23 protein-coding genes are annotated in these 24030 nt (G+C 73.0%); 8 read left to right on the plus strand and 15 right to left on the minus strand.

All coding sequences use genetic code 11. The annotated features are described in order from the left end of the window. Positions 1 to 18: 18 nt before the first annotated feature. The 6 genes from ACIBNE_RS20545 to ACIBNE_RS20570 form a co-directional block, all read right to left on the minus strand. Entirely contained in the window at positions 19 to 1074 is a 1056-nt protein-coding gene (locus ACIBNE_RS20545) for an ABC transporter ATP-binding protein (protein WP_399273477.1), read from the minus strand. Beyond that, positions 1071 to 1751 (minus strand): phosphonatase-like hydrolase, encoded by a 681-nt coding sequence (locus ACIBNE_RS20550; protein WP_399273479.1) that lies wholly within the window; start codon positions 1749 to 1751, stop codon positions 1071 to 1073. Before ACIBNE_RS20550 ends, ACIBNE_RS20545 begins: the two co-directional genes overlap by 4 nt. Before the next feature lie 5 nt (positions 1752 to 1756). After that, positions 1757 to 2878, minus strand: coding sequence for a TIGR03364 family FAD-dependent oxidoreductase (locus ACIBNE_RS20555; RefSeq protein ID WP_399273480.1), 1122 nt, complete (start codon positions 2876 to 2878; stop codon positions 1757 to 1759). Between the two features lie 138 nt (positions 2879 to 3016). Next, complete coding sequence (locus tag ACIBNE_RS20560) at positions 3017 to 3805, minus strand: GntR family transcriptional regulator (protein ID WP_399273482.1); 789 nt, start codon at positions 3803 to 3805, stop codon at positions 3017 to 3019. 200 nt (positions 3806 to 4005) lie between these two features. Further along, the gene (locus ACIBNE_RS20565) at positions 4006 to 4794 is read right to left on the minus strand and encodes a hypothetical protein (RefSeq protein ID WP_399273484.1); all 789 of its coding nucleotides are present in this window, start codon (positions 4792 to 4794) and stop codon (positions 4006 to 4008) included. A 129-nt stretch (positions 4795 to 4923) separates the two neighbouring features. Next, positions 4924 to 6132: an ROK family protein gene (locus tag ACIBNE_RS20570; protein WP_399273486.1), complete on the minus strand. Its 1209-nt coding sequence runs from the start codon at positions 6130 to 6132 to the stop codon at positions 4924 to 4926. Between the two features lie 56 nt (positions 6133 to 6188). Between ACIBNE_RS20570 and ACIBNE_RS20575 the strand changes: the two genes are divergently transcribed. The 4 genes from ACIBNE_RS20575 to ACIBNE_RS20590 all read left to right on the plus strand — a co-directional run bounded on the left by ACIBNE_RS20575 (position 6189) and on the right by ACIBNE_RS20590 (position 11081). Beyond that, positions 6189 to 7292 (plus strand): Gfo/Idh/MocA family oxidoreductase, encoded by a 1104-nt coding sequence (locus ACIBNE_RS20575; RefSeq protein ID WP_399273488.1) that lies wholly within the window; start codon positions 6189 to 6191, stop codon positions 7290 to 7292. A gap of 164 nt (positions 7293 to 7456) precedes the next feature. Further along, the gene (locus tag ACIBNE_RS20580; RefSeq protein WP_399273490.1) at positions 7457 to 7981 is read left to right on the plus strand and encodes a PadR family transcriptional regulator; all 525 of its coding nucleotides are present in this window, start codon (positions 7457 to 7459) and stop codon (positions 7979 to 7981) included. Then, on the plus strand, positions 7978 to 8664 hold the full coding sequence (locus ACIBNE_RS20585; protein ID WP_399273492.1) for an ABC transporter ATP-binding protein: 687 nt from the start codon (positions 7978 to 7980) through the stop codon (positions 8662 to 8664). The genes ACIBNE_RS20580 and ACIBNE_RS20585 overlap by 4 nt, the downstream gene beginning before the upstream one ends. Beyond that, complete coding sequence (locus tag ACIBNE_RS20590; RefSeq protein WP_399273494.1) at positions 8661 to 11081, plus strand: ABC transporter permease; 2421 nt, start codon at positions 8661 to 8663, stop codon at positions 11079 to 11081. Before ACIBNE_RS20585 ends, ACIBNE_RS20590 begins: the two co-directional genes overlap by 4 nt. Positions 11082 to 11087: 6 nt before the next feature. Here ACIBNE_RS20590 and ACIBNE_RS20595 read toward each other — a convergent pair whose 3' ends face one another. Further along, entirely contained in the window at positions 11088 to 12032 is a 945-nt protein-coding gene (locus ACIBNE_RS20595) for a hydrogen peroxide-inducible genes activator (RefSeq protein ID WP_399273496.1), read from the minus strand. A gap of 147 nt (positions 12033 to 12179) precedes the next feature. Between ACIBNE_RS20595 and ACIBNE_RS20600 the strand changes: the two genes are divergently transcribed. Continuing rightward, on the plus strand, positions 12180 to 12734 hold the full coding sequence (locus ACIBNE_RS20600) for a peroxiredoxin (protein ID WP_399273497.1): 555 nt from the start codon (positions 12180 to 12182) through the stop codon (positions 12732 to 12734). A gap of 15 nt (positions 12735 to 12749) precedes the next feature. Next, complete coding sequence (locus tag ACIBNE_RS20605) at positions 12750 to 13283, plus strand: alkyl hydroperoxide reductase (protein WP_399273499.1); 534 nt, start codon at positions 12750 to 12752, stop codon at positions 13281 to 13283. Between the two features lie 240 nt (positions 13284 to 13523). Here the strand turns inward: ACIBNE_RS20605 and ACIBNE_RS20610 are convergent, their stop codons facing one another. From ACIBNE_RS20610 to ACIBNE_RS20625, 4 genes are all read right to left on the minus strand, one after another. Then, entirely contained in the window at positions 13524 to 15005 is a 1482-nt protein-coding gene (locus ACIBNE_RS20610) for an AI-2E family transporter (RefSeq protein WP_399273501.1), read from the minus strand. A 134-nt stretch (positions 15006 to 15139) separates the two neighbouring features. Then, positions 15140 to 15850, minus strand: a complete 711-nt coding sequence (locus tag ACIBNE_RS20615) for a transglycosylase SLT domain-containing protein (protein ID WP_399273503.1) — start codon at positions 15848 to 15850, stop codon at positions 15140 to 15142. Positions 15851 to 16269: 419 nt separating this feature from the next. Next, positions 16270 to 17592 (minus strand): PhoH family protein, encoded by a 1323-nt coding sequence (locus tag ACIBNE_RS20620; protein WP_399273505.1) that lies wholly within the window; start codon positions 17590 to 17592, stop codon positions 16270 to 16272. A gap of 324 nt (positions 17593 to 17916) precedes the next feature. Then, positions 17917 to 18672 carry an isoprenyl transferase gene (locus ACIBNE_RS20625; protein ID WP_399273506.1) on the minus strand — a complete coding sequence of 252 codons (756 nt, stop codon included), beginning with the start codon at positions 18670 to 18672 and terminating at the stop codon, positions 17917 to 17919. A gap of 111 nt (positions 18673 to 18783) precedes the next feature. Between ACIBNE_RS20625 and mgrA the strand changes: the two genes are divergently transcribed. Continuing rightward, complete coding sequence (mgrA, locus tag ACIBNE_RS20630; protein WP_399273508.1) at positions 18784 to 19821, plus strand: L-glyceraldehyde 3-phosphate reductase; 1038 nt, start codon at positions 18784 to 18786, stop codon at positions 19819 to 19821. 270 nt (positions 19822 to 20091) lie between these two features. Here the strand turns inward: mgrA and ACIBNE_RS20635 are convergent, their stop codons facing one another. Together ACIBNE_RS20635 and ACIBNE_RS20640 are read right to left on the minus strand one after the other, a co-directional pair. Beyond that, complete coding sequence (locus ACIBNE_RS20635) at positions 20092 to 20460, minus strand: winged helix-turn-helix transcriptional regulator (protein WP_399273510.1); 369 nt, start codon at positions 20458 to 20460, stop codon at positions 20092 to 20094. Positions 20461 to 20583: 123 nt separating this feature from the next. Continuing rightward, on the minus strand, positions 20584 to 21390 hold the full coding sequence (locus ACIBNE_RS20640; RefSeq protein WP_399273512.1) for a prepilin peptidase: 807 nt from the start codon (positions 21388 to 21390) through the stop codon (positions 20584 to 20586). A 103-nt stretch (positions 21391 to 21493) separates the two neighbouring features. On the opposite strand from ACIBNE_RS20640, the gene ACIBNE_RS20645 reads away from it, so the two are divergent. Continuing rightward, a complete protein-coding gene (locus ACIBNE_RS20645) occupies positions 21494 to 21865 on the plus strand; it encodes a DUF192 domain-containing protein (RefSeq protein WP_399273514.1) in 372 nt (123 codons plus the stop codon). A 48-nt stretch (positions 21866 to 21913) separates the two neighbouring features. On the opposite strand, the gene ACIBNE_RS20650 is transcribed toward ACIBNE_RS20645, so the two are convergent. Together ACIBNE_RS20650 and ACIBNE_RS20655 are read right to left on the minus strand one after the other, a co-directional pair. Next, positions 21914 to 22765, minus strand: a complete 852-nt coding sequence (locus ACIBNE_RS20650; RefSeq protein WP_399273516.1) for a hypothetical protein — start codon at positions 22763 to 22765, stop codon at positions 21914 to 21916. Positions 22766 to 22824: 59 nt separating this feature from the next. After that, positions 22825 to 23967, minus strand: a complete 1143-nt coding sequence (locus ACIBNE_RS20655; RefSeq protein ID WP_399273518.1) for a hypothetical protein — start codon at positions 23965 to 23967, stop codon at positions 22825 to 22827. Between the last annotated feature and the right edge of the window lie 63 nt (positions 23968 to 24030).

Below are 24030 nucleotides of genomic sequence, written 5' to 3' on the forward strand. Positions count from 1 at the left end.
CCGCTCGGCGCGGCCGGGCTACTCACCGCCCACCCCCGCTCCCAGCAGCACCCCGTCCTCCGGCGCGAAGTGCAGCGTCACCGCGTCGCCCAGCGCGGGCGTCTCCCGCAGCTCGCGGACGTCGGCCATCACGCGGTGCCCGGCCACGTCCACGTACAGCCGGTGCGTCGCGCCCCGCCACTGCACCTCCGCGACCGTCCCGCGCAGCGCGTTGGGACCCTCGCCGAGCCCGACCAGGTGCGGTCGCACGCACAGGGTCGCGGCCGCGCCCGCCGCGACGCCGTCCGAGACGGGCACGTCCAGCTCCGTGCCGTCGAGCGACACCCCGGCCGGGGACACCTTCACCGGGAGGAGGTTCGCGTTGCCGACGAACGACGCCGTGAACTCCGTGCGCGGCCTGCGGTACAGCTCCTGCGGCGTGCCGCAGTCCCGCAGCCGCGCCTTGTCCATGACCGCGATCCGGTCCGCGAGGGTGAGCGCCTCGACCTGGTCGTGCGTGACGTACAGGATAGAGACGTCGGGCAACTCCCGGTGCAGCCGGGCGAGTTCGGCGAGCATTCCGGAGCGCAGCTGCGCGTCGAGCGCGGAGAGCGGCTCGTCGAGGAGCAGGACGCCGGGCCGGATCGCCAGGGCCCGTGCGATGGCGACGCGCTGCTGCTGTCCGCCGGACAGCTCGCGCGGGTAGCGCTTCGCGTACGCGGCCATGCCGGTCATCTCCAGCGCCTCGGCGACCCGTCCGGGGATCTCCGCCTTGGGCGCCTTCTGGGCGCGCAGCCCGAAGGCCACGTTGTCCGCGACGCGCAGGTGCGGGAAGAGCGCGTACTGCTGGACGACCATGCCGATGCCCCGCTTGTGCGGCGGCAGCCCGGTGACGTCGCGGTCCCCGATCAGCACCCGCCCGGAGGCGGGCGTGACGAATCCGGCGACGGCGCGCAGCGCGGTGGTCTTGCCGGAGCCCGAGGGGCCGAGCAGGGCCATCACCTCGCCGGGTTCGACGGTCAGGTCGAGCGAGTCGAGCACGACGTTGCCGCCGTAGGCGACGGTGACCCCGTCGAACCGGATGCCGCTGCTCACGACCCCACCCGCCGTAGCAGCGCGGGCAGTTCGGCGATCGAGTCGAGGACGTGCGTGGCGCCGCCCCCGCGGAGCCGCCCCTCGTCGTGCGCGCCGGTGAGCACGCCGGCGACGACCGAGGCCCCGGCGCGGGTGCCGGTGAGCATGTCGTACGAGGTGTCTCCGGCGACCGCGACCGCGCGGACGTCGTCGACCGCGCCGGTGCGCAGCAGCGCGGCGAGGACCATGTCGGGGTGGGGCCTGCCCCGGCCGCCCGCGTCGGCGGGGCACAGGGTGAGCGGTACGAGGCCGCGCCAGCCGAGGGCGTCGAGGATGGCGTCCTGGGTGGTGCGGGAGAAGCCGGTGGTCAGGACGACGGTCCTGCCCTCGTCGGCCAGCTCGGCGATGGCGTCGGCCGCACCGGGCAGCGGGGCGACGAGGCCGCCGTCGACCAGCTCCCCGTACGCCTCCTCGAAGGCGGTGTTGGCGGCCCGCGCCTTGGTCTCGTCGCCGCCGAAGAGGTGCCGGAAGACGGAGATCTTGGACTCGCCCATGGTGGCGCGGACGTGGTCGATCATCCCTGCCGGGTCCTCGCCCATGCGGTGCGCGGCGGCGGCGAAGGCCCGCTCGACGAGCCCGCCGTCGGCGACGGTGGTGCCGGCCATGTCGAGCACGACCAGATGGTGACGGTGCGTCATATTCTTTACCAGCCCAGTTCGTTCGCGGTCTTCTCGGCGATGGCGGGCGAGCAGGTCATGCCTCGCCCGCCGGGTCCCGTCACCAGCCAGACGCCGTCGCGCACCTGCTGGCGGTGGACGACGCGGGTCTTGTCGACGCACTGCGCGTACACCCCGGCCCAGCGGCGGCGGATCTTCGGCAGCGGGCGGCCCAGGAAGGACTCGACGACCTCGACGAGGTGGTCGTAGGGGTCTTCGAGGGTGTCGAAGGCGAAGGGGTGTTCGTACTCGTGGGTGTCGCCGATGGTGAGCCCGCCGTCCGCGCGCTGCACCATGAGGAGCTGCATCTTGTGCGCGGCGGCGACCGGGGCCTGCTCCTGGGCCGCGTTCAGCTCGTCCAACTGCGGGCCCGCGTACGCCGGGTAGTAGCGGAAGCTGTCGGCGTCGGCGACGGACGTGGTCAGCGGCTCGCCGAGCGGGTCGGTCTGCATCATCTGGAGGCGGACGCGGCGCACGGGCAGGTCGGGGGCCAGCTCGCGGACGAGCCCGCCGAGCCAGGCGCCGGTGCACAGGACCACCGCGTCACCGGTGTGCACGTCGCCGTGGTCGTCGCGCACGGCGTGCTCGCCGACCACGTCACGGACCTCGCGACCGGCCAGGAAGGTGTAGCGCCCGGACGCCAGGAGCTTCTCGCGCAGGGCGAGTTGGGCGGTGCGGGGCTCGACGGCCGCGTCCCGCTCGCAGTGCAGCGCGGCGAGGAACCCGCCGCGCAGGGCCGGGTTGACGGCGCGGGCCCCGGCCGGGTCGAGGAGGCGGTAGCCGCGGGCCGCCGCGTCGGCGCGCCCGACGGCGGCCTCGGCGACCGCGAGTTCGGCCTCGGTGCGCACGGGGGTGAGGGAGCCGTTGGCCCGGAAGCCCAGGCCCGGCACCTCGGCGCCGATCTCCTCCCACAGGGTGCGGGCGCGCAGCGCGGTGTCCAGCTCCTCGCCGCCCGCGCGCCCGCTGACCCATATCTGTCCGAAGTTGCGGAGGGAGGCGCCGCGCGCCTCGGCCTCCCGCTCGATCTGTACGACCTCGTGGCCGCGGCCTATTGCGTGCCAGGCGTGCATGGTGCCCACCACGCCTGCTCCTACGACGATGACTCTCACGTCGGCCACGCTCGTGGGGGCGGATGGCCCGTTCGGGTCCGGGTGGCAACGGGTCGGTGAACGCGTACCCAAAGATGGACCAGACCCGTTACCTTTCCGTGACCTCTCGGGGCGGATCTCCTTCGCCCCGGGGCGGGTTCAGCCGCTGTGCGTGCCGCTCAGATGCGTGGTGAAGCTGAACCGGTCACCGCGGTAGAGGGTGCGCACGCGCTCCAGCGGCTTGCCCGCCGCGTCCCGCGACACGCGGTGGATCAACAGCATGGGCAGCGCGGGCGGCGTACCGACCAGCAGCGCCTCGCGGGGCGTGGCCAGGACGGTCTCGATGCGCTCGTCGGCGTACCCGAAGGTGATCGAGAGCCGTTCGTGGAGGTACGCGTAGAGCGAGGAGTCCGGGTCGAACTCGACGTCGAGCAGCGGGACGCGGGCGACCGGGATGTACGTGCTCTCCAGGCCGACCCGCTCGTCGTCGGCGAGCAGCACCCGCTCCAGGTGCCAGACGGGCTCGCCGTGCCCGGCGCCGATGTCGGCGGCGAGCGTCTCGGGGCAGGGGAAGCGGTCGAGCGCGATCAGTCTGCGGCCGGGGCGGCGGCCCTGTCTGCGGACGCCCTCGGTGTAGCTGGCGAGGGACAGCGGCTGTTCCAGCTTGGGGCCCGCGACGACGGTGCCCCGGCCCCTGCGGCGGAGCCTGCCTTCGAGGATGAGGTCGCGCAGTGCCTGGCGGACGGTCTCCCGGGAGACCTCGTAGCGCAGCGCGAGGTCGCGCTCGGGCGGCAGCGGGCCGCCCTCTCCGAGGTCGTCGATCAGCTCGGCCACCTGCGCCTTGACCGCGTAGTACTTGGGCACGCGGCCGTGCTCGGGGATGCCGGAGCGCACGGGCGCGCCGGGCGCGAGGTCTCTGGGGTATTTCGGGTAGTCCACGTAGTCCACGCGTCGGATGCTCGCAGACGTGCGTGAACGCACGACAGAGCACGTATGACGAGGCTGGCGGGAAACGCTCGGGCGCGGGCCGGGTGCTCGGGCGCGGGCGATCACCTGCGGGCCGGTGGTGGGGCGGTCGCGCGGTTCCCCCCGCCCCTGTCGGGGCGCGAGCGGGCTCGCCCCAGAATCCCCACCCACCCCACAGACAACTACCCCCGAACACCCCGGAAGCGGCGCGAACCCAACACCAACGCCCCGCCCCCCGCGATCAACGCCCCCGACACCGCGCCGAGTCCGCGAAGCGGACCACTCGCGCCGGTCCGGGCGAGCTCACCGCCCCCGAACTCCCCACCCGCCCCGTCGTCCCCGCCGCCCCCGCCGTCCTCTCCCCCGTCCCCGCCCTCCAGCACGGCGAACGCGTAGTCGTTGGACTCCCCGACCCACTCGCCGTCGTCACCGACCCGCTGCACGACCGCCGCGTTGGCGACGACCCGTTCCGCCGCCGCCCCGGGGGCGAAGGCGAGCCGCACCCGGACGGTCACGGTCCCGCCGCCGGGGATCGTGAAGCCGGGGAAGCCGTCGTCGAAGACCCCGACGTTCTCCTGCGCGTCGGTCTCCTCGAACCGGACGGGATGCCAGGCGCGCCCGGCCGGATCGTAGAACTCCAGCCTGACCTGCGCGGGTTCGAGCGCGCGCGCCCGGTCGACGAGGACGAGCACGGGATGGATGCCGCGACAGGCCGCCGCGGTCGTGTTGGCCAGGTCGATGGACCAGGTCCGGGGGCCGCCGCCGGAGGCGTACGCGGCGGGGCCGCCGTGGATCCGGGTGTCGACCGGGAAGTCGGCCGCGGCCGCGCCGCCGCACGGGGCGGCCCGCAGGGACACGGCCCCGGTCGCGGCCCGTGCGTCGGCACCCGTGGCCGTGCCCGCGCCCAGGAGCGCTGCGGTGGCGAGGGCCACCGTGGTGACTCCGGTGGCGATGGCGTGGCGCGGTCGCATGAGGGCCCTTTGCTGCTCGCGTGAGCGTGACGGTGGCCCGACCCTGCCACGGGCACGGCCCGGAACGCGGACACGGCGTACTAGTACGAACAGATCACCGCCGAAGTCCCCCCTGTCGGCGCAGTCACCTCACGCCGGATGCCCGAACAGGGGCGCGACGACGAGCTGCGCGGCCCCCTCGGCGACGTGGGCCGCGATCGGACCGGCGACCACGCCCCCGCCGGAGGACGCGCCCCCTCCCCGTGGCGGGGCCGCCGCCCCACCCGGCACCGCCCCGCCCGGCACCGCCCCGACCGGAACCTCCGTCCCCGGCCGCTCCGCCAGCACCGCCGCGACCCCCCGTACGAACAGCTCCTCGTCCGCCGCGACCACGCGCCCGCCGATCAGCACGCGGTCGATGTCCAGCAGCCCGACGAGACCGGCCGCGCCGACCCCGAGCACCCTGGCCGCCCCCGCGAGGTCGCCGCGCGCGACGGCCGCCAGGCACAGCGCCTCGACGCAGCCCCGGCCGCCGCAGGTGCACGGCGGGCCGTCGAGCTGGACGACCTGGTGGCCGAACTCGCCCGCCCCGGTGCGCGGCCCCCGGTAGAGCGCGCCGCCGAGCACGAGGCCGGCGCCGAGTCCGGTGCCCAGGTGGAGGTACGCGAAGGAGTCGCCCGCTCCGGCGAGCGCGAGCCCGAGCGCCGCCGCGTTGGTGTCCTTGTCGAGCACGACGGGCAGGCCCAGGCGGTCCGCGAGGCGGTCGCGGAGCGGGTGGCCGTCCCACTGCGGGAAGCCGGTGACGCGGTGGAGGACGCCGAGGCGGTGGTCCAGCGGACCGGGCGCGGCGACGCCCACGCCGAGGACGGCACCGGGGCCGGGCGCCCGCTCCCCCAGCCCGTACGCCCCTTCTCCGCACTCCCCCACCCCGTACGCCCCCTCCCCGAGCAGCGCCCGCACCTCCGCCACCGCCGCCGACTCCACGGCGTCCGCGCCCGCGCCGAGGTCCAGCGGGGCCCTCCTGGCCGCGACGACCGTGCCCGCGAGGTCGACCAGGACGGCGGTGAGCTCGTCGCGGTCCAGGTGCAGCCCGACCGCGTGCGCGGCGGACGGGACGAGGCGCAGCACCGTACGCGGCTTGCCGCCGGTCGACGCGCGGTGCCCGGCCCCGGCCGCCAGTCCCTCCGCCCTGAGCCGACCGACGATCTTGCTGACGGCCTGCGGGGTGAGCGCGGTGCGCTCGGCGAGCTCCAGCCTGCTGATGCCCGCCTCCCCCGCCGTGCGCAGCAGGTTCAGCACGAGGGCCGTGTTGTGGCTGCGCAGCGCGGGGAGGTTCGCGCCGGTGTCTGTCCTGTTCACGGTCCCATTGTCGCTGCGGCTTGCACTTAGGCAACAGCGTTGCCAAAGTGAGCAGCATGACTTCCCCCTTGGTGTCCCCCACTCCCTTGGCGTCCCCCACGGCGTCCCCCGCGACCCCGATGCGCGTCGGGCTCGTCGGCTACGGCCTCGCGGGCTCCGTCTTCCACGCCCCGCTCATCGCGGCGACCGGGGGGCTGGCCCTCGACACGGTCGTCACGTCCGACCCGGAGCGGCAGGAGCGGGCCCGTACGGAGTTCCCCGGCGTGCGCTGCGTCGCTTCGGCCGACGCGCTGTGGGAGCGGGCCGACGAGCTGGACCTGGTCGTGATCGCCTCGCCGAACAGGACCCACGTCCCGTTCGCGACGGCCGCGCTCAAGGCGGGGCTCGGGGTCGTCGTCGACAAGCCGGTCGCCGGGACGGCGGCGGAGGCGCGGGGGCTCGCGGCGCTCGCCGACGAGCGGGGCCTGCTGCTCTCCGTCTTCCAGAACCGCCGCTGGGACAACGACTTCCTCACCCTGCGGGCGCTGCTCGCGGCGGGCGAGCTGGGGGACGTGCGGCGCTTCGAGTCGCGGTTCGAGCGGTGGCGGCCGCAGCCCAAGGGCGGCTGGCGCGAGTCCGGGGACCCGGCGGAGATCGGCGGGCTGCTGTACGACCTGGGGAGCCACGTCGTCGACCAGGCGCTGACGCTCTTCGGCCCGGCGGAGCTGGTGTACGCGGAGGCCGACGTGCGGCGGCCGGGCGCGGCGGCGGACGACGACACGTTCATCGCGGTGACGCACGCGGGCGGGGTGCGGTCGCACCTGTACGTGAGCGCGACGGCGGCGCAGCTCGGGCCGCGCTTCCGGGTGCTCGGCTCGCGGGCCGGGTACGTGAAGTACGGCCTCGACCCGCAGGAGGCGGCGCTCCGGGCGGGCGACCGGCCGGGCCCCGGCTGGGGCGAGGAGCCGGCGGAGATGTGGGGCCGGGTGGGGGCGGGCGAGTCGCCCCTGACGGGGGGCGGTCGGGCGGTGCGGACGGTGCCGGGCGACTACCCGGCGTACTACGCGTCGATCGCGGAGGGCCGCAATCCGGTGAGCGCGGAGGAGGCGGCGGCGACGCTCGACGTCCTGGAGGCGGCGGGGCGCTCCGCGCGGGAGGGCTCCACGATCAGACTGCGGTAGCCCGGGGGCGCTCGTCCCCCGGGGCGCCGTTTCGCCTGCGGCGGGCCACACCCCACCGCAGGCGAAACGGACACCCCCGCGCCACAAAACCACGAACCCCCACGTCAGGGGCTATGCGCGCCGCGTATACACACTAGGTATACACACCATGTAGAGTGTCCCGCATGTCAATCGGTCACACCCTCCTCGGGCTCCTGGAATCGGGCCCCCGCCACGGCTACGACCTCAAGCGCGCCTTCGACGAGAAGTTCGGCCACGACCGCCCGCTCCACTACGGGCAGGTCTACTCGACGATGTCCCGCCTCCTGAAGAACGGCCTCGTCGAGGTCGACGGGATAGAGGCAGGCGGCGGCCCCGAGCGCAAGCGCTACGCCATCACCGAGGCGGGCATCACCGATGTCGCCGGCTGGCTGGCGCAGCCTGAGAAGCCGGAGCCGTACCTCCAGTCCACGCTCTACACCAAGGTCGTCATCGCGCTCCTCACCGGCCGCGACGCCGCCGACCTGCTCGACACGCAGCGGGCCGAGCACCTGCGCCTGATGCGCATCCTCACGGACCGCAAGCGCCGCGGCGACCTCGCCGACCAGCTCATCTGCGATCACGCCCTGTTCCACCTGGAGGCCGATCTCCGCTGGCTGGAGCTCACCGCCGCCCGTCTCGGGCAGCTCGCTACGGAGGTACGCAAGTGACACCCGCAGGCTCCCTTCTCGTCGCGCGCGACCTGCGCAAGTCGTACGGTCCGACGCCCGCGCTCGACGGCGCCTCGTTCTCCATCCACCCCGGCGAGGTCGTCGCCGTCATGGGCCCGTCGGGCTCCGGCAAGTCGACCCTGCTGCACTGCCTGGCGGGCATCGTCACCCCCGACAGCGGCTCCATCACCTACGGCGGCCGCGAGCTGAGCACCATGTCGGACGGCCGGCGCAGCGCCCTGCGCCGTACCGAATTCGGCTTCGTGTTCCAGTTCGGCCAGCTCGTGCCCGAGCTGACCTGCACGGAGAACGTCGCGCTCCCCATGCGCCTGAACGGCGTGAAGCGCAAGGAGGCCGAGGAGCACGCGCTGCGCTTCATGGCGCAGCTGGAGGTCGACGACCTCGGCGCCAAGCGCCCCGGCGAGATCTCCGGCGGCCAGGGCCAGCGCGTCGCGGTCGCCCGCGCCCTCGCCTCCAACCCCAAGGTGCTCTTCGCCGACGAGCCGACCGGCGCCCTGGACTCGCTCAACGGCGAGCGCGTGATGCAGCTGCTCTCCGATGCGGCGCGGTCCTCGAACACCGCCGTCGTCCTCGTCACCCACGAGGCCCGGGTGGCCGCCTACTCGGACCGCGAGATCGTCGTGCGCGACGGCAAGTCCCGTGATCTGGAGTACGCCGGATGACCCTGCTCGACCAGCGGAAGGACGCCCCCTTGAACCCGGCGCCCGCCCCTGTCCCCGTACCCGCCTCCCGGTTCTCGCTGTGGCTGCGCGACCTCGGCCTCGGAGTGCGCTTCGCCGCGAAGGGCGGCCGCGAGGGCTGGGTGCGCACCGTGCTCACCGCCGTCGGCGTGGGCCTCGGCGTCGCGGTGCTCCTCGCCGCGACCGGCGTGCCGAACCTGATCGACAACCGCAGCCAGCGGAACGTCGCGCGCTCCCCGAGCCTCTCGGGCACCGGGGCCCCGGTGACGAAGGCGGGCGACACCACGTTCATCGTCGCCGACGCCTCGGTGGACTACCGCGACGACACCATCGGCGGCCACCAGCTGCGCGCGGAGGGCGAGCACCCGGTCCTGCCCCCCGGCGTCAGCCGCTTCCCCGGCCCCGGCGAGATGGTGGTCTCCCCCGCCCTGAAGGAGAAGCTGGAGGCGGCCGACGGCGAGCTCCTGCGGGAGCGGTTCAAGCCGTACAAGATCATCGGGACCATCGGCGAGGCGGGCCTCACCGACCCGTACGACCTGTACCTCTACCTCGGCAGCGACACCCTCGCCGAGGGCCCGAACGGGATGAAGAGGGGGGTCGGCTGGGGGTACGACGCCCCGAGCGACCCGATGAACCCGGCCCTGGTGATCCTCGTCGTGCTGATGTGCGTCGTGCTGCTGGTGCCCGTCGCGATCTTCGTCGCCACCGCGGTGCGCTTCGGCGGCGAGCGGCGCGACCGGCGGCTGGCCGCGCTGCGGCTGGTCGGCGCGGACATCGCGACGACCAAGCGCGCGGCGGCGGGCGAGGCCCTGTTCGGCACGCTGCTCGGGCTCCTCGCGGGAGCCGTGTTCTTCTACGGGGGCCGGGAGCTGATCGGCTCCTTCCAGGTGTGGAGCTTCGCCGCCTTCCCCTCGGACCTCCAGCCCTCCCCCGCGCTCGCCGCGCTGATCATGGTGGCCGTGCCGGTGTGCTCGATCGCGGTGACGCTGCTCGCGCTGCGCACGGTGTCCATCGAGCCGCTGGGCGTGGTGCGCCAGGGCAAGGAGCGGGTCCGCAGGGTGGCGTGGCGCCTGCCGATGCCGGTCATCGGCGTGGGGCTGCTCCTCACGGCGGACACCTCGGGCTACGACGTCAGCCCGATGACCATGGCGTCCGTCTCGCTCGGCATCGTCCTCGTGCTGGTCGGCCTGGTCACCCTGCTGCCGTGGCTGGTGGAGACGGTCGTGCTGCGGATGCGCGGCGGGCCCGTGCCCTGGCAGCTCGCCACCCGCAGGCTCCAGCTGTCCAGCGCGGCGGCCTCCCGCGCGGTCAGCGGCATCACCGTCGCGGTGGCGGGCGGCATCGCCCTCCAGATGTACTTCGTGGGCGTCAACGACGACTTCACCGAGGTGACCGGCCAGGACACCGACCGCGCCCAGATGGGCACCTACTCCAACACCGGCAGCGGCGAACTGGCCGAGCGCACCGTCAAGGCGCTCCGGGCGACCAAGGGCGTCAAGGACGTCAGGGGCTCGGTGAACATCGACACGGCCGTGCTGGGCTCGAAGGCCGCGGACGGCTCGTACCTCGCGATCCCCATCAAGTACGGCTCCTGCGCCGACTTCCGGGAGCTGCTGACGCTGTCCTCCTGCAAGGACGGGGACGCCTTCCTCGCGTACGAGCCGAAGGACAAGTCCGAGGAGTGGGTGAAGGCCGCCCGTCCGGGGCGGACGCTGGACCTCAACCCCTACAGCGACGTGCCGGACCAGGCCGACCCGATCCCGTGGAAGATCCCGAAGAACGTCCGCACGGTGCCCCAGCGGGTCGACCCCAGCGGCGACAAGCAGAGCGGACTCTTCGTCACCACCAGCGCCATCGACCCGTTGAAGGCGCGCGCCGCGACGACCGCGATGCACATCAAGACGGACCCGTCGGTGCCCGACGCCGCGGACCGCGTGCGCAACGTCGTGTACGGCATCGACCCGGCGACGAGCATCTACACCTACGCCACGACGCAGCGGGACAAGCAGTACGAGGCCGTGCGCACCTCGCTGTTCGTCGGCGCCACCGCCACGCTGCTGCTGATCGCCGCGTCCATGGTGGTCGCGCAGATCGAGCAGCTTCGCGAGCGCAAGCGGCTGCTGTCGGTGCTGGTCGCCTTCGGCACCCGCCGCGCCACGCTGGCCTGGTCGGTGCTGTGGCAGACCGCGATCCCCGTGGTCCTGGCGACGGCGATCGCCACCGTGGGCGGTCTCGGGCTCGGCTGGGCGATGCTCAAGCTGGTCGACCGGCAGGTCACCGACTGGCTGCTGTTCCTGCCGCTGACAGCGATCGGCGCGGGGCTCATCGCGGCGGTGACGCTGTTCAGCATGCCGTCGCTGTGGCGCATGATGCGCCCGGAGGGCCTGCGCACCGAGTAGCGCCGCTCAGCCGACGACGCGTACGGGAAGCGGGGCCATCGCCTCCCTGAGCGCGGCGGCGAACTCCTCGAACTCGCCCTGGCGGGCCGCTCCCGAGCGCATCGCCAGGGCGATTCGGCGTGCCGGGGCGGGCGCGGCGAAGCACCCGGTGGCGAGGTGGCCGCCGCGCCCGGTCTCCACCTCGACGGCGGTGCGCGGCAGCAGCGTCACGCCGAGCCCGCCCGCCACCAGCTGGACGAGCGTGGCGAGTCCGGCCGCGGTCGTGGTCACCGCGGCGCCTTCCTCGCGGCCCGCCTCGCGGCAGACGTCCAGGGCCTGGTCGCGCAGGCAGTGCCCCTCGTCGAGCAGCAGCAGCGGCAGCTCGCGCAGCGCCTCGCGGGGGATGTCGACGCGCCCGCCGAGGGCGTGCCCGGCCTCCATGACGAGGACGAAGTCCTCCTCGAACAGCGGCAGTTCGGTGACGCCCGGCACCCCGAGCGGCACGGCGAGGAGCAGCAGGTCGAGGCGGCCGGCGGCCAGCCCGTCCAGGAGCGAGGCGGTCTGCTCCTCGTGCACCTGGAGGTCGAGCTCCGGGTAGCGGTCGTGGACGAGCCGGAGCACGGTCGGCAGCAGGTACGGCGCGACCGTCGGAATCACCCCGAGCCGCAGTACGCCGGTGAAGGGCGCGCGCACCGCCTCCGCCTCTTCGAGCAGCGCGCCGACCGCGTCCAGCACGGCCCTGGCGCGCACGGCGATGCGCTCCCCCGCGGGCGAGAGCAGCACTTTGCGCGTCGTACGCTCAAGGAGCTGGACACCCAGTGCCTCCTCCAGCGAGGACACCGCCCCGGAGAGCGCGGGCTGACTCATCCCGATTGCGGCGGCGGCGTCCCGAAAGTGCAGGTGCTCGGCCACGGCCGCGAAGGCGCGCAGCTGTGCGACGCTCGGCTGCTTGCCCCTGTTTGTGACGGCCACTGATAGCCACCTCCGATCAACACTTCCGAGTGTAGCTATTTCCCTGATCAATGCACTCTGTGCCAGAGTGGAACTCGTCCAACCCCCAGAAAAGCCCCCGGAGGGCCCCAAAAGGGATTCCCGGGTCGCAAGCTGCTAGGAGTGCGCGTGCTCACTGTCGGTGACAAGTTCCCCGAGTTCGACCTGACTGCCTGTGTCTCGCTGGAGAAGGGCAAGGAGTTCGAGCAGATCAACCACAAGACCTACGAGGGCAAGTGGAAGATCGTCTTCGCGTGGCCCAAGGACTTCACCTTCGTGTGCCCCACCGAGATCGCGGCCTTCGGCAAGCTGAACGACGAGTTCGCCGACCGTGACGCCCAGGTCCTCGGCTTCTCCGGCGACTCCGAGTTCGTGCACCACGCCTGGCGCAAGGACCACCCGGACCTGACCGACCTGCCCTTCCCGATGCTGGCCGACTCGAAGCACGAGCTCATGCGCGACCTCGGCATCGAGGGCGAGGACGGCTTCGCGCAGCGCGCCGTCTTCATCGTCGACCAGAACAACGAGATCCAGTTCACGATGGTGACCGCCGGTTCCGTGGGCCGTAACCCCAAGGAGGTCCTGCGGGTCCTCGACGCCCTGCAGACCGACGAGCTGTGCCCGTGCAACTGGTCCAAGGGCGAGGACACCCTCGACGCGGGCGCGCTGCTCGCCGGCGAGTGAACGGACTGATCTGAGATGTCCCTCGACGCACTGAAGTCCGCCATACCGGACTACGCCAAGGACCTGAAGCTGAACCTCGGCTCGGTCATCGGCAACAGCGAGCTCCCCAAGCAGCAGCTCTGGGGCACGGTCCTGTCCTGCGCGATCGCCTCGCGCTCGCCGATCGTGCTGCGCGAGCTGGAGCCCGAGGCGAAGGCGAACCTCTCGCCCGAGGCGTACACGGCCGCGAAGTCGGCCGCCGCCATCATGGCGATGAACAACGTCTTCTACCGCACGCGGCACCTCCTCTCCGACCCGGAGTACGGCACGCTGCGCGCGGGCCTGCGGATGAACGTCATCGGCAACCCGGGCGTGGAGAAGGTCGACTTCGAGCTGTGGTCGCTGGCCGTCTCCGCGGTCAACGGCTGCGGGATGTGCCTGGACTCGCACGAGCAGGTGCTCCGCAAGGCCGGGGTGGACCGGGAGACGGTCCAGGAGGCGTTCAAGATCGCGTCGGTGCTGGTCGCGGTGGGCGCGACGCTCGACGCGGAGGCGACGCTCAACGCTTAGCGCGTGACTGAAGGGGCGGTACGGGACCCAGGTCCTGTACCGCCCCTTCGATGTGCCCGGGGGTGGCGGGCCCGCTCGGGGCGCGCCTGTGCCGAACGGGCCCGTCCAGCACAGGGCCCCGCCAGGGGCGCGGGGAACTGCGCGAGGGTGGGGCACACGCCGCACGTACCCACGCGCCCCGAGCGGGCCCGCCCCGAGGCACCGCCCGCCCCGGGACCGGGCCCCCTCAAGGGGCGACGCCTACTCGGGGACCCCGTCCCCCTCGCCGCCGCCCGCCGAGTACACCCTCAAGTACCCGACGACCGTATTGGTCACCGCCACCAGCGGCACCGCCACCACCGCTCCCCCGATCCCCCCGACGTACCCGCCCGCGGCGACCGACAGGACCACCGCCAGCGGATGCACGCTCACCGCGCGCCCGAGGATGAACGGCTGGAGCACGTGCCCCTCGATCTGCTGCACCGCGAGCACCACGATCAGCACCATCAGCGCGGTGAACACCCCGTTGGTGACGAGCGCGACGACGCACGCGAGCGCCCCCGAGATCACCGCGCCCACCAGCGGGATGAAGGCGAACAGGAAGATGAAGACGGCGAGCGGCACGGCCATCGGCACTTCGAGGAAGTAGAGCCCGAGGCCGATGAAGATCGCGTCGATCAGGGCCACTATCACCGTGCCCCGCACGTACGCGGTGAGCGTGCGCCACGCCCGCGGCCCCGCCCCCGCGATCCCGGGCCGCGCCTCGGCCGGCACCAGCTTCAGCACCCAGCGCCAGATCTTCTTCCCGTCGTACAGCAGGAAGAGCGTCGAGAACATCGCCAGCAGCATCCCGGCGAGGAACTCGACCAGCACGGTCACGCCCTCCAGGCCCGCGCTGGTGATCTCCTCGGTGTTGGTGCCGATCGTGTCGCTGAGGTTCTTGGCGATGTCGTTGATCTGCTGGTCGGTGACGTGGAACGGACTGTCCAGCAGCCACCGCTTCAGCTCCTCGATGCCCTCCCGCACGCGGTCGGAGAGGTTGTCGAGGTTGTCCATGACCTGCCACACCACGAACCAGCCGACCAGGCCCATGACGACGAAGCCGAGGATCGCGGTGAGCGCGGTGGCGAGGCCGCGCGGCAGTCCGAGCCGCTTGAGCCGGGAGACGGTCGGCTGGAGCAGCGCGGTGACGAGCAGCGCGGCGGTGAAGGCGAAGATCACCAGCTGTACGGCGCTGATGACCTTCATCAGCACCCAGACGGTACCGGCGAGGATCAGCAGCCGCAGGCCCACCTCGCCCGCGACGCGCAGCCCCCACGGGACGGCGTCGGCGGGGTGGGGCCTGGCGGCGACGACGGTCGCCTGCAGGGGAGTGCCGGGCGCGGGCCCGAGCGGGGCACCCGGGTCCGCGTGCGTCTCCCCTGACCCGGCGCCGACGGCCACCGCGTCCACGACCCCGACAGGAGCCGCACCACCGGCAGCCGCGCCACCGGCAAGCGCGCCGCCCGACACCGCGTCAGCCGACGCGGCCTCGGCCCGGCCCGCACCCGCGGAACCCTCACCCGCGGAACCCGCACTCGGCCCCGCGCCCTTGGAGGCACCGGCCGCCCCCGGGGCCCCGGCCTCGTCCACGTCCGCGTCGGGCAGCTCCCGCTGCACCTCCGCCCTGCGTTCTTCCAGACGTCGGCTCAACCGGGTCAGCCCCGCACCCAGTCTGCCGAGCGCCCCAGGCACTCTCGACATGATCTTTCCCTTTCCCCCGTGTCTCGCCACCACTCCCCCCGGAGCCGTCGGGTCCTGACCGTACACGTGCGAAACCCCCCACCGTAGGACGGCGGGGGGTCTCGCGGAGTTGAGCCGGGACCGGGCGCGGGGGCCTAGTACCAGTTGTGCTGCTGCCAGAACGACCAGGCGCCGCAGGGGCTGCCGTAGCGCTCGTTCATGTAGTTCAGGCCCCACTTGATCTGGGTGGCCGGGTTGGTCTGCCAGTCGGCGCCCGCGGAGGCCATCTTGTTGCCGGGCAGCGCCTGCACGAGGCCGTACGCGCCGGACGACGGGTTCTGCGCGCGGTAGTTCCAGGTCGACTCGTGGTTCACGATGTTGCTGAAGCACTGGAACTGGTCGCCGGGGATCATCTGACGCGCGATCGCCTGCACGTCGGAGATCGAGTACGAGCCCTGGACGGAGAAGCTGGAGGCGTCGCGGCCGGCCGAACGGCTGGCGCGCTCCTCTTCCTTGCGCTCCTTCTCCTTGGCCTCTTCCTCGGCCTTCGCCTCGTCCGCCGCGGCCTTCTTGGCCTTGGCGTCCTTGGCGGCCTGGATGCGAGCCGTCTCCTCAGCGGACTTCTTGGCGGCGGAGTCGGCGGCGGCGGCCTGTACGTCGGCCTGCTGCGTCAGGGCCGCGGACTGCACCAGAGCCTGTTCCCCAGCGGGGATGTCGGCGAGGAGCGTGGTGTCTGCGGCGGTCGCCTCGAAGTTGTTGTTGTCGTCTACCGGGGCGTTACCCGAGGCAACGCCCACGACGGCGCCAACGGTGGTGACCGCGGTGGCAGATGCCACGGCGAACCCCCGGACCGAGATCCGGCTCACACGGTGTCCTTCCAGCATCGCCCGCACAGGTGACCACGCGGGCGCGTTCGTGCCCCTGGCGCTGGCGCTCCCTCATGCTTGGGTCACGGGAGGCACGGGCCCGGTGGGCAACTCCCCTGCGGGGAGCGCCGCGTGGTGCTCGCGGGCGGCATACGACGACGGCTGTTGAGTTGTGTGGTGCGGTCTTCCCGGGAATTCGGGTACCCGAGTCGACCCAAGTGCCGTATGCGGGGCCTGACGGAAGCAAGACTCTGCCGGAAGTCCACACCGGGAAGCAATTCCCCGCTGAGTGTGAAAGCTCACACCTCGTTTACCGCTCCCGGTCCGAGGAAACCCGGGCGTAGCGAGAGGCCGCCCGGCTACGCTCTTCGGCCCGGCCGGGCGGCCCCTCGACTGTTGACGCCAGTTGTTCCGATTGGTCAGATCTGACCGTCTTCCAGCATCTCCGTCACGAGTGCGGCGATCTGCGAGCGTTCGGAGCGGGTGAGCGTGACGTGGGCGAAGAGCGGATGGCCCTTCAGCTTCTCAACGACGGCGACCACGCCGTCGTACCGGCCGACGCGCAGGTTGTCCCGCTGGGCCACGTCGTGGGTGAGCACCACCCGCGAGTTGGACCCGATGCGCGACAGCACGGTCAGCAGCACGTTGCGCTCCAGGGACTGCGCCTCGTCCACGATCACGAACGCGTCGTGCAGCGAGCGGCCCCTGATGTGGGTGAGCGGCAGCACTTCGAGCATGCCGCGCTCCAGCACCTCCTCGATCACCTCGCGGCCCGCCACCGCCGAGAGCGTGTCGAAGACCGCCTGCGCCCACGGGCTCATCTTCTCGGCCTCGGTGCCCGGGAGGTAGCCCAGCTCCTGGCCGCCGACCGCGTACAGCGGGCGGAAGACCATCACCTTCTGGTGCTGGCGCCGCTCCAGGACGGCCTCCAGGCCCGCGCAGAGCGCGAGCGCCGACTTGCCGGTGCCCGCCCTGCCGCCCATCGAGACGATCCCGATGTCCGGGTCGAGGAGCAGGTCGAGCGCGATGCGCTGCTCGGCGCTGCGGCCGTGGATGCCGAACGCCTCCCGGTCGCCGCGCACGAGCTGGACGTTGCCCTCGGCCGTGACCCTGCCGAGCGCCTTGCCGCGCTCGGACTGCAGGACGAGCCCGGTGTGCACGGGCAGTTCGGCGGCCTCGGGGACGTACAGCGTCTCCTCGGTGAAGAGGAGGTCCACCTGCTCGGCGGAGAGGGAGAGTTCAGACATGCCGGTCCAGCCGGAGTCCGTGATCGCCAACTCCGCGCGGTACTCCTCGGCGAGGAGGCCCACCGACGACGCCTTGATGCGCAGCGGCAGGTCCTTGGAGACGACGGTGACGTCGTACCCCTCGGCCTGGAGGTTGCGGGCCACCGCGAGGATCCGCGAGTCGTTGTCCCCGAGCCGGTAGCCGGCGGGCAGCACCCCGGGGTCGGAGTGGTTCAGCTCGACGCGGAGCGTGCCGCCGAGCTCTCCGAGCGGGATGGGCGCGTCGAGCCGTCCGTACCGGATCCGGAAGTCGTCCAGCAGGCGCAGTGCCTGCCGGGCGAAGTAACCCAGCTCCGGATGGTGTCTCTTGGCCTCCAGTTCCGTGACGACCACGATCGGCAGCACGACTTCGTGCTCCTCGAAGCGGGTCATGGAGTTGGGGTCGGCCAGCAGGACGCTGGTGTCGAGAACGTAGGTGCGCCGGTCTGGCAGGCGGCGCTTTGTGCTGGTCACCACGGAAGGACGTACCCCCTCTGAGAAACACGCACGGTGTCGGGGTGCGACGGCGTCGCGGGCTGGCGTCGGACCGGGCCCAGACCCTGCGCACGCGCGCGGGCCGGGCGCCGGCCCCTCGCGTCCTTCGTGTGCAAAGGGCCTCCCGGGCGAGCGGGACTGTTCCGTGCCGCTCACGAGGGGGGTATTCCCTCGAACATGCACGGCCATGCAAGGTCAAATGACCGGTTCCCGACGCTTGGGTAACGTCCGCGCGCGAAAGACGACGGGGCCGGTCGCGCGTCCGCGACCGGCCCCGTCGTTCCGTGGCTGGTTCCAGGTGTCCGCTCAGGCTCCGTAGCGCCTGTGGCGAGCCGCGTAGTCGCGGAGCGCGCGCAGGAAGTCGACCTTGCGGAAGGCCGGCCAGAAGACCTCGCAGAAGTAGTACTCGGAGTGCGCCGACTGCCAGAGCATGAATCCGGACAGCCGCTGCTCGCCGCTCGTGCGGATCACCAGGTCGGGGTCGGGCTGGCCGCGCGTGTAGAGGTGTTCGCCGATCAGGTCGGGGGTGACCAGCTCGGCGACCTCCTCCACCGGCTTGGTGGAGTGGTCCAGGAGCAGCGAGCGCACCGCGTCCGCGATCTCCTGGCGCCCGCCGTAGCCGACGGCGACGTTGACGAGTATCCCGTTGACGGCGGCGGTGGCCTCCTCGGCCTCCTTGAGCACGGTCTGCGTACGGGAGGGCAGCAGGTCCATCGTGCCGACGTGGTGCACGCGCCAGCGGCCGTCCGCCGCGAGGTCGCGGACGGTGTTCTCGATGATCGACAGGAGGGGGGTCAGCTCGGACTCGGGGCGGTCGAAGTTGTCCGTGGAGAGCATCCAGAGCGTGACGACCTCGACGTCGGTCTCGCTGCACCAGCCCAGCAGTTCCTGGATCTTGTCGGCACCCGCCTGGTGCCCCTGTGCCGCCGTGCCGCCGGACGCCTTCGCCCAGCGGCGGTTGCCGTCCAGGATGACGCCGATGTGCTTCGGCACCTGGTCGTGGTCGAGGCGGCCTCCCACCCGGTGTGCGTAGAGCCTGTACACCAGGTCGCGCAGGTTCACAGTCTTTCAGCCCCTCCGTGCTGTGCCAGTCCCCCGAAGCGGCCACATTACTGCGCACGGGTCGCACGGGCCCAACTCGGTCTGTCACAAGTCCGTGATAAGGAGGGAAACGTGACTGAATCTCTCCTCTACCGCGCGGCGGACGACCGGTACGACTCGATGGAGTACCGGCGCAGCGGCCGCTCGGGCCTGAAGCTGCCCGCCGTCTCCCTCGGGCTGTGGCACAACTTCGGCGACGACAAGTCCCTGGACTCGCAGCGCGCGATCCTGCGCCGCGCCTTCGACCTCGGGGTCACCCACTTCGACCTGGCCAACAACTACGGCCCGCCGCCCGGTTCGGCCGAGCTGAACTTCGGCAAGCTCTTCGCGCAGGACTTCGCGCCCTACCGGGACGAGCTGGTCCTCTCCACCAAGGCCGGGTACCTGATGCACCCGGGGCCCTACGGCGAGTGGGGCTCCCGCAAGTACCTGCTGTCGTCGCTGGACGCCTCCCTGAACCGGATGGGCGTCGACTACGTCGACATCTTCTACTCGCACCGCTTCGACCCGAACACCCCGCTGGAGGAGACGATGGGGGCGCTCGCCTCCGCCGTCCGGCAGGGCAAGGCGCTGTACGTCGGCGTCTCCTCGTACAACAGCGAGCAGACGGCCGAGGCGGCGCGGCTGCTCAAGGAGATGGGCGTCCCGGCCCTGATCCACCAGCCCTCGTACTCGATGATCAACCGCTGGACCGAGGACGACGGCCTCCTCGACACGCTGGAGGCGGCCGGGATGGGCTGCATCTCCTTCGTGCCGCTGGCGCAGGGCCTGCTCACGAACAAGTACCTGGGCGGCATCCCGGAGGGCTCGCGGGCCACGCAGGGCAAGTCGCTGGACCCGGGGCTGCTGACCGACGAGGTCGTGCGGCGGCTGAACGGTCTGAACGGGATCGCGAAGCGGCGCGGCCAGTCGCTGGCTCAGCTGGCCCTGAACTGGGTGCTGCGCGATCCGCGGATGACGTCCGCCCTGATCGGCGCGTCGAGCGTGGCGCAGCTGGAGCAGAACGTGGCGGCGCTGTCGGGTCCCGAGCTCACCGCGGAGGAGCTGACGGAGATCGACACCTTCGCGGTGGACACCGAGGGCACGAACATCTGGGCCGGCCGGGGCTGAGGCGCCCGCCGGGGGGGGGCTTCCTGCGCCGGGAAAAGACGGGAAAAGAAAACGGGCCGGTCCGTGGGGGGGATACGGACCGGCCCGAGGGGGGGTTTCCACCATAACCCTTCGTAAGTGATGCTGCGTGCAACGGCGTGCCGTAATTACGCTCCGAAAACGGCGGACTCCGGTACGGGCACGGAATCAGGGCCTCCAGTGCGCTCCCGGGGCACTTCGGGTGTCCCCCTGAAGGGGGACCCCGACCCCGCGGCGCCGCCTTGACGGCCGCTACGCCGCGGGGGTGGCCGCGGCCTTCCGGGCGACGACGCGCTCCATGTGGGTGTCGCCCCACTCGCCGAGGGGCAGCAGCGCGGTGTTCAGCGCCTGGCCCAGTTCGGTGAGGGAGTACTCCACCCGGGGCGGGACCTCCCGGTAGACCTCGCGGTGGACGATGCCGTCCGCCTCCAGCTCGCGGAGCTGCTGGATGAGGACCTTCTCGCTGATGCCGTTCACGTGCCGGCGCAGTTCGCCGAAGCGGTGCGTGCGGGTGTGCAGGGCCCACAGGATCATCGGCTTCCACTTGCCGCCGACGACGTCCACGGCGGCCTCCAGGCCGCAGCTGTAGCCGCCCCTGCGCACACTGTCGGTCTTGGCCACGCCCAATTCCCCTCTGCCGGGCAGTACTTACCCGCACGACGGTACAGCCCCACGGGCGGGCGGGGCGGGGGCACCGGCCCCGTACCCCGCCTCCGTACCCCGGCCCCATGCCCCGCCCCCGGTCTACGACGTCACCGCTCCCAGCAGCATTCCCGCCATCCCGCCGGCGATCATGAACGGTCCGAACGGGATCGCCGTCTTGCGGCCGCCCCTCCGCGACACCATCAGCCCCAGCCCGTAGACCGTGCCGAACAGGAACCCCGCGAACGCCCCCGCGAACAGGACGTCCCAGCCGTACCAGCCGAGCGCCACGCCCAGCGGAACCGCCAGCTTGACGTCGCCGAAGCCGAGGCCGTTCGGGTTGATCAGGAACAGCACGAAGTACGCACCGCCCAGCGCGAGCCCGCCCAGCAGGGCCGTGGTCCACGCTCCGCCCGCCCCGGGCAGCAGCGCGGCGCCCCCCAGGAGCAGGGGGACGACGACGGCCAGCGGCAGCGTCAGGTGGTCGGGCAGCCGGTGCACCCGCCGGTCGACGACCGAGAGGAGCACGGCGAACGGCACGAGCGGCAGCCAGACCGCCAGCTCGGGCCGGAAGCCCGTGGCGGCGGCGAGCAGGGCGCAGGAGAGCGCGGAAACCGCCGGGACGAGCACGGCGGGACGCCCGTAGACGGGACCCTTCGCCGGAGCGGGGCCGACGGCGCTCCCCGGGCTCCCGCCCGCAGCGGCGCCCCCCGCCCCCGGCACCCCGCACGCCCCGCACCGCGCGCGCCCGAGCCAGCCGCCCGCCGGGCCCGTGAACGGGTGCCCGCCGGGGCACGTCCCGCGCCACCGCTCCTCCGGCTCCACCGAGAACCGGTACGCGGCGCGCGGGACGAGGAGTCCGGTGGCGGCGCCCCAGACGGTGGCGACGGCGATCAGCATGACGTACACGCCGAAGACCCTAGGCGCTGCCCGGCCGGGCGGTCATGGGCCCTGGGGCCCAGGCCCGGGGGCCCACAGCGCGCCCCGCGGCACCCGCGTTACGGTCTGCGGCATGGCGAAGAAGTGGCGTGACGGCAAGGGCGGACTCACGGTCCGAGGAGAGCGGGAGCAGGACGGCGGAACCTCCGTACCCCTGGAGATCGCCGCCTCCTACCGCGCGCGGACGCGCGGGCTGCTCGGGCGGGACGGGATCGAAGGGGCGCTGATGCTGACCCCGTGCAGCGGGGTCCACACCTTCCGGATGCGCTTCGCCATCGACGTGGCGTACCTCGACAAGAACTTCTCCGTCGTCGCCGTACGGACCATGCGGCCGGGCCGCCTCGGGCTGCCCCGCCTCCGCGCGCGCCACGTGATCGAGTCGGAGGCCGGGGCGATGGAGCGGTGGGGCGTCGTGCCGGGGGCCCGGCTGACCGTGCGGGTCTGAGCCGCGGAGGTCCGGCCGCAAGCCGATGCCGCGCGTCGGCGCCGCGCGCTACGGCAGCTTCGCCACCTGCGCCGCCGCCAGCTCCGTCGGCAGCTCGGGCGTGGTGGCGTTCACGAAGTTCGCCGTGTAGAGGACCGTGAGCGTGGCCCCGTGGCGTACGAGCTGGAAGACCAGCGGGACCCGCTCCCCCTCCAGCACCCCGGTCACCTGGTACGCGAGTGACTCCTCGCCCGCCTGCGGGTCGGGCAGCCTCTTCACCTCGGCGTAGGTGGACGGGCCGTCGCCGCCGCTGGTCGTGAAGCCCTTGCGGCACGCGTCGACCGCTGCGGACACGTCCCGCAGGACGGCCCCGGCCGAGGCCCTGGTGTGCGCGGAGAGGAATTCGGTCACGACCGTCTGGTCCTCCTCGCCCTCCCGCGACGCGTCCGTCAGCACCCGGGTGACGGTCGCGCTCGCCCCCGGGCCCGGCACGCCGTTGATCACGGAGGCGAGCGGCGCGCACTCCGGCTCCTCGGACCGCTCCGTGCCGGAGGCCTGGCCGCCCTCGACCGGCGAGACCTCGAAGCCGGGTACGTCGCCGGTGGCCAGGACGAGCTTCGCCAGCTCGGCCGCGGTCGGGACCCGGCCGCTGCTCACGGGCCGGTCGGCGGCCCCCTTCGGTTTCCCGGCCCCGGCGGAAGGGCCACCGGCGGACGGGCCACCGGCGGACGAACCGGCGGGGGACGAACCGGCCTCCCCGCTCGTACCGCTCTCCCCGCTCGTGCCGCTTTTCCCGCTCGTACCGCTCTTGTCGTCGGAGCCCCCGGACTCCCCCGCGCCCCCGCAGGCCGTTGCCGTGAGCCCCAGCACCAGGGCCACCGCGGCCGCCACCACCGTCTGCCGTACCGCACGCACCGTCATGGCACGCACCGTAACAACCGCGCCCCGCGCCCGGCATGGGCCCCGAGGGCCCAACTCCCTTACGGCGGGCCCGAACCGAGCAGCGTGAACGCCCCGTACGCCGCCGATGCGACGGCCAGGGCGCCGACCGTAAGCGCCGCGTTCCTGGTGCGCAGCCCCGCCAGGGCCACCGCGGCGGGCAGGAGCAGCGGGAACGCGGGCATCATCAGGCGCGGCCGCGAGCCGAAGTAGCCCGAGCCGACGAGCGAGATCGCCACGAGCACGACCGTGTAGACGAGCAGCGGCAACGGCTGCCGCTGGCGTACGCACAGGACGACCACCCAGACCAGCAGCGCCAGCGCCGCGCACAGCCCGAGCGCCGCGGCGGGGGGCAGCCCGACGATGAACCGGGCCAGGGCGACCCCGCCGTCGATGTGGTTGCCCCACTGTCCCTGGACGTCGAAGTAGGCGGTGGCGCTTCCCCGTTCCACCCCCACGTACACCACGTAGGCGAGCCAGCCCAGCGGGGCGAGCAGCACCCCGGCCGCCATCCGGGGCGGGAGGCGGCGTTCCTTCACCACGTGCGCGAGCGCGGTGATGCCCAGCGCCGCGATGAGCGCGGCGGCGGAGGGGCGGGTGAGGCCCGCGAGGACGGTGAGCGCCCCGGCGAGCAGCCACCGATCGCGCAGCACGGCGTACAGCGCCCAGGCCGCGAGCGCCGTGAACAGCGTCTCGGTGTACGCCATGGACTGGACGTACGCCGTCGGGTACACGCCCCACAGGACCGCCAGCAGCACCCCCGCCCTGCGGCCCGCGAAGTGCGCGCCGCACGCGTAGGCGCCCCAGGCGGCGGCGAGCGAGGCGGCCCAGGAGACGACGAGCCCGGCGTCGGCCGCGCCGAGCGGGGTGATCGCGGCGAGTCCCCGCTCCAGCATCGGGAAGAGGGGGAAGAACGCCAGGTCGGAGTGGACGTCGCCGTTCGGGAGCGTGATCGTGTAGCCGTAGCCGTCCTCGGCGATGCGGCGGTACCAGACCGCGTCCCAGCGGCTGGTCAGCAGGTGGTGGGCGTCCTTCCCCGCGATCGCGGCGGCCGCGCCGAAGACCACGAGCCCGACCGCCCTGGTGGCCGCGTACCCCCACAGGGCGGGGGCGGCGGCCTTCAGGGCGCGGCGCGGGCCGCCGGAGCGGCTCGTCGGTTCCGCGTGGAGCTGATCTTGGGACATGCCGCCGATTATGTCCCCGCCGCCCCGGGCCCACCCGCCGGGCCGGGCCCGGGAGGCAGGCGC

This window comes from Streptomyces sp. NPDC050504, from assembly GCF_044458065.1.
Lineage (GTDB): Bacteria > Actinomycetota > Actinomycetes > Streptomycetales > Streptomycetaceae > Streptomyces.